The following is a 13506-nucleotide window of genomic DNA, read 5'->3' as shown; positions in this document are numbered from 1 at the left end:
GGACTTCCTGAACGACCTCGGCACCGACCTCCTCGACGCCGAGCGCAGCGGCCGCAGCCACCCCGCGCACCAGTTCAACGGTCCGCGCCCGGACCTCGTGCACGACCCCCTCGACGGCGTGCTCGGACTGATGGGCCGCAACCCGGAGGCCGCGGTCCGGTTCCTGGACCCGCAGTCCCCCGGCGCCGGGGACCGCCTGGCGTACCTGCTGCGCGGCCGCAGCTGGCCGTCGCTGTCCGCCACCACGCTGTACGGACCGCCGATCGTCGATCCGCACACCCACCGGACCGGCCTCGCCGCCGCCCTGGAGGCGGCCGCCACCGGCGACGTCGCGGGCGGGACCGCCCGCCACGGCGGACCGCACACCCCGGCGCAGGCCCGCGTCCTCCAGGGCGCGATCGACGCGCTGGACGCGGACGGCCGGGGCGCCGAGATCCACGAGGACCTCAGGAGGCCGCTGGCCGGAGTGCTCGCCGACTACGCGCAGGACACCCACCGGATCCTGAGCGAGCACGTCGGCACCGCCGCGCACCCCGGGGCCTGGGAGGAGGGCGGCGCCGGCCGGCTCGGCGGGACCGGCGACCACCTGGTGCGGGTCCTGCGCGGCGTCGCCGAGGAGCCCGAGGCCTACGCGGCGCTCTACCGCGCCGAGCGCGCCGAGGCGGCGCGGACCGTCGCGGCGCTGCCGTCCGACCCGGGAGCGGACGACGCCGACCGCACCCTGCCCGGCCAGCGCGTCGGCACCGCGCTCGGCGCCTACGACGCCGTGCGCGCCTCGGTCCTGCTGGACGGGAAGGAGGACCGGATGGCGTGGGCGGACCGGACCGGCGCCCTGGTCTCCGCCCTGGGCGGCACCGCGACCGGGTTCCTCCCCGAGGGCGGCGAGCTCGCGGGCGCCCTGGCCGAGCACGGCGCCGGCGCCTGGGCCGAGCGCGTCAAGGAGGAGGCGCAGCACCGGGGCAATCTGGACGCCTCCGACAACCACACGGCCGGCCTGACCCAGAGCCGGCTGATGGTGCTGGAGTGGGGCCGGGTGCACGGGTACGGCGCGGACGACCCGGTGGTCGACCGGATCTCCGCCGCCATGGACACCGGCCACGGCACCGGCTACCACAACGCGGCCGTCGCCCTGGGCCGCAACGGCCAGAAGTGAGTCCGGGCCGGCGGCGGTGGCGGGCCCGGGAACGCGGGGTGCCCGGCACCCCGCGAGGGGCACCGGGCACCGCGGCGGCGGGCCGGGGCGGTCAGGCGCCGATGGCGTGCAGGCCGCCGTCCACGTGGACGATCTCACCGGTGGTCTTCGGGAACCAGTCCGACAGCAGCGCGACGACGCCACGGCCGGCCGGCTCCGGGTCGCTCAGGTCCCACTTCAGCGGGGAGCGCGCGTCCCAGGTGGCGGCCAGGTCGGGGAAGCCCGGGATGGACTTGGCGGCCATCGAGCCGATCGGGCCGGCCGAGATCAGGTTGCAGCGGATGTCCCGCGCGCCCAGGTAGCGCGCCAGGTAGCGGTTGGTGGACTCCAGCGCGGCCTTGGCGGGGCCCATCCAGTCGTACTGCGGCCAGGCGTACTGCGCGTCGAAGGTCAGCCCGACGACCGAGCCGCCGTCCTGCATCAGCGGCAGCAGCGCCATGGTGAGCGACTTCAGCGAGAACGCCGAGACGTTCATCGCGGTGGCCACGGACTCCCACGGGGTGTCCAGGAAGTTGCCGCCCAGGGCGTCCTGCGGGGCGAAGCCGATCGAGTGGACGATGCCGTCCAGGCTCGGCAGGTGCTCGCGGACCTGGTCGGCGATGCCGGCCAGCTGCTCCTCGCTGGAGACGTCCAGCTCCAGCACCTTGACCGGCTTCGGCAGCTTCTTGGCGATCCGCTCGGTCAGCGTCGGGCGCGGGAAGGCGGTGAGGATGACCTCGGCGCCCTGCTCCTGGGCGAGCTTCGCGGTGTGGAAGGCGATGGAGGACTCCATCAGCACCCCGGTGATCAGGATCCGCTTGCCCTCAAGGATTCCACTCATGTTCAGTGACCCATGCCCAATCCGCCGTCGACGGGAATGACGGCTCCGGTGATGTACGCGGCCTCGTCCGAACCGAGGAACCGCACGGTGTTGGCGACCTCGGCGGGCGCCGCGTAGCGGCCCAGCGGCACGCCCGCGACGATCTCCGCACGGCGCTCGTCGCTGAGCACTGCGGTCATGTCGGTGTCGACGAAGCCGGGGGCGACCACGTTGACGGTGATGTTGCGCGGGCCGAGCTCGCGCGCCAGCGAGCGCGCGAAGCCGACCAGGCCGGCCTTGGAGGCGGCGTAGTTGGCCTGGCCCGGGGAGCCGGAGAGGCCGACCACCGAGGAGATCAGCACGACCCGGCCCTTGCGCGCGCGCATCATCAGCTTGGACGCCCGCTTGACCACCCGGAACGCGCCGGTGAGGTTGGTGTCCACGACGGAGGTGAAGTCGTCCTCCGACATGCGCAGCAGCAGCGTGTCGTTGGTGATGCCGGCGTTGGCGACCAGCACCTCGACGCCGCCGTGCTTGGCCTCGATCTCGGTGAACGCCGCGTCGACCTGGGCGCTGTCGGTGATGTCGCAGCGCACCGCCAGCACGTCGTGCTTGGCCAGCTCCTCGGGCACCTCGCCCGAGCGGCTGGTGATGGCGACCTTGTCGCCCGCCTCGGCGAAGGCCAGGGCGATCGCGAGGCCGATGCCCCGGTTTCCTCCGGTGACGAGAACCGAGCGGCTCAACGATCCACCTCTCTCCGTAAGTGTGCGTACGTCGGAATGCGCACGCAGTGTGACGCTATCGGTCGGTCCCGGACGGAGACGCATCGGGCTCCCACAGCGCCTCACCGGCGGAACTGTCGCAATCCGACAATCCGCGACCGCGCCGGTCCGGCACCGTCCGGGGCCCCGCGGCGGGCCACGCCCGGGGCGGGCGGGGCGTCCGGGTCCCCCGCGACCGAGCCCGCCGGGCCCGGTCTCCCACGGGCCGCGGGAACACCCGGACGGACGCACCCGTTGCCCCCGGTGGTGCGGCACCACCGGGGTCGACCGTACCGCTTCCCCTGGACCGGCCCCGGCGCGCGCGTGGCCCGGGGCCCGCGGCGAGCACGGCAGACGAGCGAAGGCAGACCGCGGATGAACGACGCACGGCCCGGAACCGCCCACCGGCGCGGACGACTGCTGGCCCTGGCCGCCCTGGTGGCCGGAGCGGGGGCGGCCGCCTGGTCGCTGCGCGACCTGCCGGCGGCGTTCGGACGCCGGCCGGACGGCGAGCACGACGAGCGCGTGCGCAACTCGCCGCAGTACCGGGACGGCGTCTTCCACAACGCCCCCTCGACCGTCGCCGGGACCGAGGCCGCGCCCGGCATCGACCGGGACGGCGTGCGCCGGATGCTGTTCCAGCGCGAGGGCCGGGTGCCCGCCCGCCCCGTGCCGACCGTCCGCCCGGCCGGCGGGCCGCGGCCGGCCGCCGAGGGCGTCGAGGTCACCTGGTACGGGCACGCGTCCGCGCTGGTCGAGGTCGAGGGCACGCGGGTGCTGCTCGACCCGGTCTGGAGCGACCGCTGCTCCCCCGCCGCGCACGTCGGCCCGAAGCGGCTGCACCCGGTGCCGGTGGAGCTGGAGGAGCTCCCGCAGGTCGATGCGGTGCTGATCTCGCACGACCACTACGACCACCTGGACATGGCGACGGTCAAGCGGCTGGTCCGCAGCCAGTCCGCGCCGTTCGCCGTGCCGCTCGGCATCGGCTCCCACCTGCGCCGCTGGGGCGTCCCGGAGCACCGGATCATCGAGCTGGACTGGGACGAGACCTGCACCCTCGGCGCTCTGGCGGTCACCCTGACCGCCGCCCACCACTTCTCGGGCCGCGGCCTGACCCGCAACACCACCCTCTGGGGCTCCTGGGTGATCGCCGGACCCACCCGCCGGGTCTTCTACACCGGGGACTCCGGCTACTTCGAGGGCTACGCCAGGATCGGCGCCGAACACGGCCCGTTCGATGCCGCACTGGTCCAGATCGGCGCCTACGACACGGCCTGGGCCGACATCCACATGACGCCGGAGGACGCCGTCCGCGCCCACCGCGAGCTCGGCGCGGGCCTGCTGGTCCCGGTCCACTGGTGCACCTTCAACCTGGCCCCGCACCCCTGGTCCGAGCCGATCGAGCGGCTGCTCGCGGAGGCCAAGCAGCAGGCCGTCCCGGTCGCCGTGCCGCGCCCCGGCGAGCGGGTCGACGCCGACAACCCGCCGGAGCTGGACGGCTGGTGGGAGGGCGTCGCCTGACGCCGCGCCGGCCGGCACCGCACCGTCGCGGTAAAGCCCGGCGGGTCGCCCGGAAATGCGCTGGCCCGAACCCCCTGGACCGGACATGATGCGGTGCGGGCACCCCTGTGCAGGGGCCGCCCGCACCGCCGTCCCCCCGGATCAGGGAGCCCGATTGCCCGCGATGCCCCCGACCAGTAGCGCCGGCGTCCCGCACGGACGCGCCGTCGACCCGCTGTTCCTCGCCTACCCGCTGCACGCCCTGGCCGACGCCGCCCTCACCCGGGCTCGCGAACTCGGCGCCGCACACGCCGACTTCCGGCTGGAGCGGGTCCGCAGCGCCTCCTGGCGGCTGCGCGACGCCCGCCCGGCCGGGACCTCCGACAGCGTTCAGCTCGGCTTCGCCGTCCGGGTGCTGCTCGACGGCGCCTGGGGCTTCGCGGCCGGGGTGGACCTCACCACGGCCGCGGCGGCCCGGGTGGCGGAGCAGGCCGTCGCCGTGGCCCGCCTCTCCGGCGGGATCAGCCGCGCGGCCGGGTCGACGGAGCGGGTCGAGCTGGCGGACGAGCCGGTCCACCGGGACGTCACCTGGGTCTCCGCGTACGAGGTGAACCCCTTCGAGGTGCCGGACGCGGAGAAGACCGCGCTGCTCGCCGACTGGAGCTCCCGGCTGCTGGCCGCCGAGGGCGTCTCGCACGTCCAGGCCACGCTGCTGACGGTGCAGGAGAACAAGTTCTACGCCGACACCGCCGGCACCGTCACCACCCAGCAGCGGATCCGGCTGCACCCGGAGCTGGAGGCCACCTCGGTGGACGAGCGCACCGGGGCCTTCGACTCGATGCGCACCCTGGCCCCGCCGGCCGGGCGCGGCTGGGAGTACCTCGCAGGCACCCGCGGGGCGTCCCCCGCCGGGCCGGGGCAGAACGGCGGCATCTGGGACTGGGACGCCGAGCTGGCCGAACTGCCCGTCCTGCTGGCGGAGAAGATGAAGGCGCCGAGCGTCGAGGCCGGGCGCTACGACCTGGTGATCGACCCGTCCAACCTCTGGCTGACCATCCACGAGTCGATCGGCCACGCGACCGAGCTGGACCGCGCGCTCGGCTACGAAGCCGCCTACGCCGGCACCTCCTTCGCCACCTTCGACAAGCTCGGCTCGCTGAAGTACGGCTCCGAGCTGATGCACGTCACCGGCGACCGCACCGCCGAGCACGGGCTCGCCACCGTCGGCTACGACGACGAGGGCGTCGCCACCCAGTCCTGGGACCTCGTCAAGGACGGCGTGCTGGTCGGCTACCAGCTGGACCGCGCGATGGCCCGGCTCAAGGGCTTCGACCGCTCCAACGGCTGCGCCTTCGCCGACTCCCCCGCACACGTCCCGGTCCAGCGGATGGCCAACGTCTCGCTCCGGCCCGCCGCCGACGGCCCGTCCACCGAGGGCCTGTTCGCGGGCGTGGAGAACGGCCTCTACATCGTCGGCGACCGCTCCTGGTCGATCGACATGCAGCGGTACAACTTCCAGTTCACCGGCCAGCGCGCGTACGCCATCAAGAACGGCGAACTCGCAGGCCAGGTCAAGGACTTCGCCTACCAGGCCACCACCACCGACTTCTGGGGCTCGATGGCGGCCGTCGGCGGCCCGCAGACCTACGTCCTCGGCGGGGCCTTCAACTGCGGCAAGGCGCAGCCCGGCCAGGTCGCGGCGGTCAGTCACGGCTGCCCGTCGGCGCTGTTCCGCAACGTCAACGTGCTCAACACCCAGCAGGAGGCGGGTCACTGATGACCGCGACGCAGCCCCACGAACTCGTCGAGCTGGCACTCGGCCTCTCCCGCGCCGACGGCTGCGTGGTGATCGCCGACGAGGAGTCCACCGCCAACCTCCGCTGGGCCGGCAACGCGCTGACCACCAACGGCGTCACCCGGGGCCGCCGGCTCACCGTGATCGCCACGGTGGCCGGCGCCGAGGGCACCGCCTCCGGGGTGGTCTCCCGCGAGGCCGTCGTCCCGGACGAGGTGGAGGGCCTGGTCCGGGCCGCCGAGGAGGCCGCCCGGGCCGCCGGACCGGCCGAGGACGCCCAGCCGCTGATCGCCGACCGGCCGTCCTCCCCGGACTTCACCGCCCCGCCCGCCGAGACCTCGATCGAGGTGTTCGCGGACTTCGCCCCGGCCCTCGGCGAGGCCTTCGCCCGCGCCGCCGCACAGGGCGAGCTGCTCTACGGATTCGCCCGGCACGAGCTGGTCTCCAGCTACCTCGGCACCTCCACCGGCCTGCGGCTGCGCCACGACCAGCCCACCGGCATGGTCGAGGTGAACGCCAAGACCGCCGACCTCTCCGGCTCGGCCTGGGCCGGCGCCGCCACCCGCGACTTCACCGACGTGGACGTCGCCGACCTGCACGCCCAGCTCACCCGGCGGCTCGCCTGGGGCGCCCACAAGGTCGAACTGCCGGCCGGCCGGTACGAGACGCTGCTGCCGCCCTCGGCGGTGGCCGACCTGATGGTCTACCTGAGCTGGTCCGCGGGCGGTCGCGACGCCTTCGAGGGCCGGACGGTGTTCTCCAGGCCCGGCGGCGGCACCCGGATCGGCGACAAGCTCAGCAAGCTGCCGCTGACCCTGCGCTCCGACCCGGCCGAGCCGGGTCTGGAGACCTCGCCGTTCGTGCTGGTGCACTCCACCGGCGGGGACGCCTCGGTGTTCGACAACGGCGCCGCGCTGAGCGCCACCGACTGGATCCGCGACGGCGAGCTGGCCGGCCTGGTCACCAACCGGTTCTCCGCCGGGCTGACCGGCCTGCCGGTGCGCCCGGCCATCGACAGCCTCGTCCTGGAGACGGCCGACCAGGCGGCCGCACCGACCCTGGACGAGATGATCGCCCGCACCGAGCGCGGCCTGCTGCTCACCTGCCTCTGGTACATCCGCGAGGTGGACCCGGCGACGCTGCTGCTCACCGGCCTCACCCGGGACGGCGTGTACCTGGTGGAGAACGGCGAGGTGGTCGGCGCGGTCAACAACTTCCGGTTCAACGAGTCGCCGGTCGAGCTGCTCGGCCGGATCACCGAGGTGGGCCGCACCGAGCGCTGCCTGCCGCGGGAGTGGAGCGACTGGTTCACCCGGACGGCGATGCCGCCGGTGCGGGTGCCCGACTTCAACATGAGTTCGGTCAGCCAGGCCTCGTAGGCGGTCGCGGCGGGCCCGGCCCGGGGGAAGGATCGAGGGAGTGGACGAGAAGCGCACGGTCAGGACCAGCAAGATGCTGTCGCGCATCCTGCGGCACGATCCGGCCCGGGCCGGGATCACCCTGGACGCGGCCGGCTGGGTCCGGGTGGACGTGCTGCTGGCCGGCCTGGCCGCCCGCGGCACCGGGCTGACCCGGGCGGAGCTCGACCACGTGGTCGAGACCAACAACAAGCGCCGCTTCGTCTACTCCGAGGACGGCCTCTCGATCCGGGCCAGCCAGGGCCACACGGTGGCGGTCGACCTCGGTCTGGCCGCCGCCGAGCCGCCGGCGGTGCTGTTCCACGGCACCGCCACCCGGAACCTGGGACCGATCCTGCGGGAGGGCCTGCTGCCGATGGCCCGGCAGGACGTCCACCTCTCCGCCGACACCGAGACGGCCGTGCGGGTCGGCTCCCGGCACGGCCGCCCGGTGGTGCTGACGGTGGACGCGGCCGCGATGGCGGCGGCCGGCCATGAGTTCCGGGTCAGCGCGAACGGCGTCTGGCTGACCGACGCCGTCCCGCCGGAGTACCTCTCCCAGCCGCAGTAGCGCGTGTCCGTCCGCCCCGGTCTCGTCGCCGGGCACCTCGCGGCGTACCGTGAGGAGGCCGTGCGACGAGCGCGGGTGCTTGGACGAGGGCGGTTGGACATGGACAGAAGCTCCGGCAGCGGACCGGTCTACCGGATCACGGGGGCGCGCAGCAGCCTCACCGAGGACGTCCGCGGGCGGCAGCGCCGCTATGTGGCCTCGATGCTCCTGCGCACCCTCTGCGTCCTGGCGGCGGTGGTGCTGTGGGACATCCAGCGGTGGCTGGCCTTCGCCGCGCTCGCGGGCGGGGTGCTGATGCCGTACTTCGCCGTGCTGATAGCCAATGCCGGCCGGGAGAAGGCCCCGGGGCTGCCGAGCACGTTCGACGTGCCCCCGGAGGTCCCGCTGATGCTCGGCCCCGGCGGGACGGGTGGGGCGGGCGCGACGCGCGGGACCGCCGCGACGGACGGTACTGCCACCGATTCTTCACAGAGCTCCAGCTGACCGCCCGTTCTGCGGCGGATTGCGGCGATTTGTCGAGGAGAAACCTCAGAAGAAGCTCAGATCAATCATGCAAGACCTCCCCATACCGGGGCTCGGTCGTGACATACTGCGTACGCGCTCCGCATCCCCCGTCGGAGCGACGGACCGACGCCGGGCGGCTCCCCCCGTGGCTGCCCGGCGTCGCCATGCCCTCGTCCGGGCAGGGCGCGGAGCGTACCCGCCCGCGTGAAAGACTGGCGGTGCAGACCCACCCGCCACACGTTCGAGGACGGCTCCGATGGACACCCCGCAGACCGCGATCTGCTCCGCCAAGGGCTGCCGGGCGGGCGCCCTCTGGGTGCTGGTCTGGAACAACCCCAAGCTGCACACCCCGGACCGCCGCAAGACCTGGGCGGCCTGCGACGAGCACCGCGAGCACCTCTCCCAGTTCCTGGGCGCGCGCGGCTTCCTCAAGGAGGTCGTCGCGGTCTCGGACTGGACCCCCGAGGACGCCCGCGACGCGTCCTGACCGGGCGGCTTCCCGACCGCACCGCCCCTAGGGTCTCTCTGTCGCCTTCGGATCCTTCCGGGCGACAGGATCCGAAAGCGAGGCCCTAACCGCCGATCGCCGACATCGGCCGGTCGGGCTGGTGGAACTCCGGGGCGTCGATCCCGGCGCCGGCCTTCTTGCCCCACATCGCCGCGCGCCAGAGCTCGCCGATCTCGGCGTCGCCGGCGCCCGAGCGCAGGGCGGTCCGCAGGTCCGTCTCCCCGGTCGCGAAGAGGCAGTTGCGGACCTGGCCGTCGGCGGTCAGCCGGGTCCGGTCACAGGCGCGGCAGAACGGGCGGGTCACCGAGGCGATCACTCCGACCCGGCCGGGGCCGCCGTCCACCAGCCAGCGCTCGGCCGGGGCCGCCCCGCGCCGGGCGGAGGGCTCCGGGGTGAGCGCGAACCGGGCCGAGAGCCGCTCCAGGATCTCCTCCGCGGTGATCATCGACGAGCGGTCCCAGCCGTGCTGGGCGTCCAGCGGCATCTGCTCGATGAACCGCAGCTCGTAGCCGCGCTCCAGGCACCAGGCGAGCAGGTCGGGCGCCTCGTGGTCGTTGATCCCGCGCATCAGCACGGCGTTCAGCTTGACCGGCAGCAGCCCGGCGGCCTCCGCGGCGGCCAGGCCGTCCAGCACGTCCTGGTGCCGGTGGCGCCGGGTGAGGACCCGGAAGGTCTCCGCGTCGAGGGTGTCGAGCGAGACGTTCACCCGGTCCAGCCCGGCGGCCCGCAGCGCCTCGGCCGTCCGGGCGAGGCCGACGGCGTTGGTGGTCAGGGAGAGTTCGGGGCGGGGTTCGAGGTCCGCACAGGCGGCGACGATGCCCACCAGCCCCGGACGCAGCAGCGGCTCGCCGCCGGTGAACCGGACCTCCCGGACACCGAGGTCGCGCACGGCGATCTCCACCAGCCGGACGATCTCCTCGTCGGTGAGCAGCTCCGGCTTGGCCAGCCACTGCAGGCCCTCCTCGGGCATGCAGTAGCTGCAGCGCAGATTGCACCGGTCGGTCAGGGAGACCCGCAGGTCGACGGCCTGCCGGCCGAAGGTGTCGAGGAGCACGGCAGTCCCTTCCCGAGTGTGGTGGCCGATGACGCGGCCGGCCCGGCCGCCGCAACGGCGGGCCGGGCCAGCTTAGTCATCGTGTGCCCGTCAGTGGGCGCCCAGTCCGGTCAGTGAGCGGACCTCCAGTTCAGCGTACTTCTCCCCGTCGGCCCGATCCTTGGAGAGCAGGGTTCCGATCCAGCCGGCCAGGAAGCCGACCGGGATGGAGACCAGGCCGGGGTTCTCCAGCGGGAACCAGTGGAAGTCGGAGTGCGGGAAGAGCGCGTTCTTCCCGCCGGAGACCACCGGGGAGAAGAACACCAGCGTCACCGAGGTGACCAGGCCCGCGTAGACCGAGCTGACCGCACCGGCGGTGGTGAAGCGCTTCCAGAACAGCGAGTAGAGCAGGGTGGGCAGGTTGGCCGAGGCCGCCACCGCGAAGGCCAGCGCGACCAGTGCAGCGGTGTTGAGCTTGCCCGCGAAGAGGCTGAGCACGATCGCGACCGCGCCGATCGCCACCGCCGCCCACTTCGCCGACAGCACCTCCTCCTTCTCCGTGGCCCGCCCGCGCCGGATGACGTTGGCGTAGAGGTCGTGCGCGAAGGAGGCCGAGGAGGCCAGGGTGAGGCCGGCCACCACGGCCAGGATGGTGGCGAAGGCGACCGCGGAGATCACCGCGAGCAGGATCGCGCCCCCGGTCGACCCCGCGCCGCCGCCCAGCACCTCGGCCAGCTGCGGCGCCGCCGTGTTGCCGGACGGACTGACGCCCTTGATCGCCTTGGGGCCGACCAGCGCCGCCGCGCCGAAGCCGAGCGCCAGGGTCATCAGGTAGAAGCCGCCGATGATGCCGATCGCCCAGAGCACCGACTTCCGGGCCGCCTTGGCGGTGGGCACGGTGTAGAAGCGGACCAGGATGTGCGGCAGGCCGGCCGTACCGAGCACCAGCGCGATCCCGAGGCTGAGGAAGTCGAGTTTGCTCGTCCCGCTGGCCCCGTACTTCAGCCCCGGCTCCAGGAACGCGGCCCCCTTGCCGCTGGCGTCGGCCGCGGCGCCGAGCAGCTCCGAGGGGTTGAAGTGGTACTTGGCCAGCACCAGGACGGTCATCAGCCCGGTGCCGGCGATCAGCAGCACCGCCTTGACGATCTGCACCCAGGTGGTGCCCTTCATCCCGCCGATCACCACGTAGACCACCATCAGCGCGCCGACCGCCACGATGGTGCCCTGCTTGGCGCTCTCCCCGCTGACGCCGAGCAGCAGTGCCACCAGCGACCCGGCGCCGACCATCTGGGCGAGCAGGTAGAAGATCGACACCACGATGGTGGAGATGCCGGCCGCGGTCCGCACCGGCCGCTGGCGCATCCGGAACGCGAGCACGTCCGCCATGGTGTAGCGGCCCGAGTTGCGCAGCGGCTCGGCGACCAGCAGCAGCGCCACCAGCCAGGCCACCAGGAAGCCGATCGAGTAGAGGAAGCCGTCGTAGCCGGAGAGCGCGATGGCCCCGGCGATGCCGAGGAACGAGGCGGCGGACATGTAGTCGCCGGAGATGGCCAGGCCGTTCTGGAAGCCGGTGAAGCCGCGGCCGCCGGCGTAGAAGTCGGAGGCGCTCCTGGTCTGCCGGCCGGCCCAGATGGTGATGGCCAGGGTCGCGGCCACGAAGAGCCCGAAGAGTGTCAGCGTGAGGACGCGGTGCTCCGAGGCGGAGGCGGCGAGGCCGGAGGGGGCCAGGCCGGCGACGGCGAGCGGGGAGTCGGCGGACTGCGTCATTCGGCGGCCTCCCGGGGTGCGTGGACGACCGCGCCGCGCGCCTCGCGGATCGCGGCCGCACGCGGGTCGATCCGCCGGTCCGCGTAGCGGGCGTACCAGGCCGCGATGGCGAAGGTGGTGACGAACTGCAGCAGGCCCAGCACCAGCGCGACGTTGATGTGCCCGACCACCTTGGCGCCCATCAGACCGGGCGCGTAGCTGGAGAGCAGGACGTAGAGCAGGTACCAGAGGACGAATCCGATGGTGACCGGGAAGGCGAAGCTCCGGAACGAGCGCCGCAGGGTGCGGAACTCCTCACTCTCCTCAATGAGTTGGACTTCCGTAGGGGCAGTGGTGATCGGCGGCGATTCCACTCTGTCTCCTCACTCCTTCGGCGTCGTGGTCGCACCAGTGGAACGATCCGACGTGAGCGGCGTCACAGTCCGGATAGGCGCCGCGCAATGCTAGAAGCGTCGTGCCCGAGCCGAAAGGGGTTGACCGCGATCAGCCAGCCGTTCACCCCCTCGCACTATTCAATTGGCCGAAAATCACCGCACGAACCATGCCGAAGGGGCGACACCGACCAACGGTGCCGCCCCTGGTGACGATGTGTCAGAAAGCGATCCGGACCTTCAGCGCCGAGCGGTCGTCCATCGCGCGGTAGCCCTCCGGGACCTCCTCCAGACCGACCGTGCGGTCGAAGACCAGGCCGGGCTCGATGACGCCGTCCAGCACGTCCGGCAGCAGCTCGGGGATGTAGGCCCGGGCCGGCGCGACGCCGCCGTTCAGCGACACGTTCCGGCCGAACATCTGACCGATGTCGACGCCGGCGCTGCCGCCGTGCGGCACGCCCACGTAGCCGACCGCACCGCCGTCGCGGGTGATCGAGATCGCGGTGCGCATCGACTCCTCGGTGCCCACCGCCTCCAGCACGGCGTGGGCGCCGTGGCCGCCGGTCAGCTCCCTGACCGCCTCGATCGCGGCCTCGCCGCGCTCGGCGACGACGTCGGTCGCCCCGAACCGGCGGGCCAGGTCGGTGCGGGCGGCGTGCCGGCCCAGCGCGATGATCCGGCCCGCGCCGAGCCGGTGGGCCGCCAGCACGCCGCACAGGCCCACCGCGCCGTCGCCGACCACCGCGACCGTGGCGCCGGGGCGCACCCGCGCGGAGACGGCCGCGTGGTGCCCGGTGGCCATCACGTCGGAGAGTGCGAGCAGGCTGGGCAGCAGCTTCTCCTCGCCCGCCGCCTCCTTGGGCAGCGCGACCAGCGTGCCGTCGGCGAACGGGACGCGGACCGCCTCGCCCTGGCCGCCGTCCGACCCGACCTGGCCCCAGAACCCGCCGTGCGGGCACGAGGTGTACAGGCCTTCGCGACAGAAGTCACAGGTGCCGTCCGACCAGACGAACGGCGCCACCACCAGGTCGCCCGGTGTGAAGCCGGTCACCTCGGAGCCGACCGCCTCCACGACGCCGAGGAACTCGTGCCCGATCCGCTGGCCGGCCACCCGGGCCGCCACGCCCCGGTAGGCCCACAGGTCGCTGCCGCAGATGCAGGCGTTGACCACACGCACCACGGCGTCCGTCGGGTGCTGGACCACCGGGTCCGGCACCTCCTCGATCCGGATGTCGTTGGGGCCGTGGATCACGGTGGCGCGCATGGTGGTTCGTCCTTCGAGGGGAGACGGCCGCACGGGGGTGCTGG

13 protein-coding genes are annotated in these 13506 nt (G+C 73.5%); 7 read left to right on the top strand and 6 right to left on the bottom strand.

From position 1 onward, the window contains the following. A partial coding sequence (locus MCM47_RS21195; protein WP_374209182.1) for a DUF6571 family protein occupies window positions 1-1153 on the top strand: 1153 nt, incomplete at its 5' end. 91 nt (window positions 1154-1244) lie between these two features. Here MCM47_RS21195 and fabI read toward each other — a convergent pair. Further along, window positions 1245-2012 carry an enoyl-ACP reductase FabI gene (gene fabI, locus MCM47_RS21190; RefSeq protein ID WP_238863229.1) on the bottom strand — a complete coding sequence of 256 codons (768 nt, stop codon included), beginning with the start codon at window positions 2010-2012 and terminating at the stop codon, window positions 1245-1247. 2 nt (window positions 2013-2014) lie between these two features. Beyond that, window positions 2015-2734 (bottom strand): 3-oxoacyl-[acyl-carrier-protein] reductase, encoded by a 720-nt coding sequence (gene fabG, locus MCM47_RS21185; protein ID WP_238863228.1) that lies wholly within the window; start codon window positions 2732-2734, stop codon window positions 2015-2017. Window positions 2735-3127: 393 nt separating this feature from the next. On the opposite strand from fabG, the gene MCM47_RS21180 reads away from it, so the two are divergent. From MCM47_RS21180 to MCM47_RS21155, 6 genes are all read left to right on the top strand, one after another. Continuing rightward, entirely contained in the window at window positions 3128-4273 is a 1146-nt protein-coding gene (locus MCM47_RS21180) for an MBL fold metallo-hydrolase (protein WP_238863227.1), read from the top strand. A gap of 163 nt (window positions 4274-4436) precedes the next feature. Next, a complete protein-coding gene (locus tag MCM47_RS21175; protein WP_238863226.1) occupies window positions 4437-6029 on the top strand; it encodes a TldD/PmbA family protein in 1593 nt (530 codons plus the stop codon). Further along, window positions 6029-7426 carry a metallopeptidase TldD-related protein gene (locus MCM47_RS21170; protein ID WP_238863225.1) on the top strand — a complete coding sequence of 466 codons (1398 nt, stop codon included), beginning with the start codon at window positions 6029-6031 and terminating at the stop codon, window positions 7424-7426. The genes MCM47_RS21175 and MCM47_RS21170 overlap by 1 nt, the downstream gene beginning before the upstream one ends. A 40-nt stretch (window positions 7427-7466) precedes the next feature. Beyond that, window positions 7467-8015 carry an RNA 2'-phosphotransferase gene (locus MCM47_RS21165; RefSeq protein WP_238863224.1) on the top strand — a complete coding sequence of 183 codons (549 nt, stop codon included), beginning with the start codon at window positions 7467-7469 and terminating at the stop codon, window positions 8013-8015. Between the two features lie 99 nt (window positions 8016-8114). Then, the gene (locus MCM47_RS21160) at window positions 8115-8498 is read left to right on the top strand and encodes a DUF3099 domain-containing protein (RefSeq protein WP_238863223.1); all 384 of its coding nucleotides are present in this window, start codon (window positions 8115-8117) and stop codon (window positions 8496-8498) included. 277 nt (window positions 8499-8775) lie between these two features. Then, entirely contained in the window at window positions 8776-9006 is a 231-nt protein-coding gene (locus tag MCM47_RS21155; protein ID WP_238863222.1) for a hypothetical protein, read from the top strand. Between the two features lie 85 nt (window positions 9007-9091). Here the strand turns inward: MCM47_RS21155 and moaA are convergent, their stop codons facing one another. The 4 genes from moaA to MCM47_RS21135 form a co-directional block, all read right to left on the bottom strand. Beyond that, on the bottom strand, window positions 9092-10081 hold the full coding sequence (gene moaA, locus MCM47_RS21150) for a GTP 3',8-cyclase MoaA (RefSeq protein WP_238863221.1): 990 nt from the start codon (window positions 10079-10081) through the stop codon (window positions 9092-9094). A gap of 90 nt (window positions 10082-10171) precedes the next feature. Further along, entirely contained in the window at window positions 10172-11827 is a 1656-nt protein-coding gene (locus tag MCM47_RS21145) for a cation acetate symporter (RefSeq protein ID WP_238863220.1), read from the bottom strand. Then, complete coding sequence (locus MCM47_RS21140) at window positions 11824-12180, bottom strand: DUF485 domain-containing protein (protein WP_238863219.1); 357 nt, start codon at window positions 12178-12180, stop codon at window positions 11824-11826. Before MCM47_RS21140 ends, MCM47_RS21145 begins: the two co-directional genes overlap by 4 nt. Before the next feature lie 238 nt (window positions 12181-12418). Then, window positions 12419-13462: a zinc-dependent alcohol dehydrogenase family protein gene (locus tag MCM47_RS21135; RefSeq protein WP_238863218.1), complete on the bottom strand. Its 1044-nt coding sequence runs from the start codon at window positions 13460-13462 to the stop codon at window positions 12419-12421. Window positions 13463-13506 lie beyond the last annotated feature (44 nt).

The sequence above is a fragment of the Kitasatospora sp. A2-31 genome, assembly GCF_022288725.1.
In the GTDB taxonomy this organism is placed as follows: domain Bacteria; phylum Actinomycetota; class Actinomycetes; order Streptomycetales; family Streptomycetaceae; genus Kitasatospora.
Note: the sequence above shows the minus strand (reverse complement) of the source record. Positions and strands in the feature narration are given on the sequence as shown.

Coding starts and splice junctions, on each gene's coding strand:
- MCM47_RS21180 (WP_238863227.1), top strand. CDS start 3,128: ATGAACGACGCACGGCCCGGAACCGCCCACCGGCGCGGACGACTGCTG.
- MCM47_RS21145 (WP_238863220.1), bottom strand. CDS start 11,827: ATGACGCAGTCCGCCGACTCCCCGCTCGCCGTCGCCGGCCTGGCCCCC.
- MCM47_RS21135 (WP_238863218.1), bottom strand. CDS start 13,462: ATGCGCGCCACCGTGATCCACGGCCCCAACGACATCCGGATCGAGGAG.
- MCM47_RS21160 (WP_238863223.1), top strand. CDS start 8,115: ATGGACAGAAGCTCCGGCAGCGGACCGGTCTACCGGATCACGGGGGCG.
- MCM47_RS21175 (WP_238863226.1), top strand. CDS start 4,437: ATGCCCCCGACCAGTAGCGCCGGCGTCCCGCACGGACGCGCCGTCGAC.
- MCM47_RS21170 (WP_238863225.1), top strand. CDS start 6,029: ATGACCGCGACGCAGCCCCACGAACTCGTCGAGCTGGCACTCGGCCTC.
- fabI (WP_238863229.1), bottom strand. CDS start 2,012: ATGAGTGGAATCCTTGAGGGCAAGCGGATCCTGATCACCGGGGTGCTG.
- MCM47_RS21155 (WP_238863222.1), top strand. CDS start 8,776: ATGGACACCCCGCAGACCGCGATCTGCTCCGCCAAGGGCTGCCGGGCG.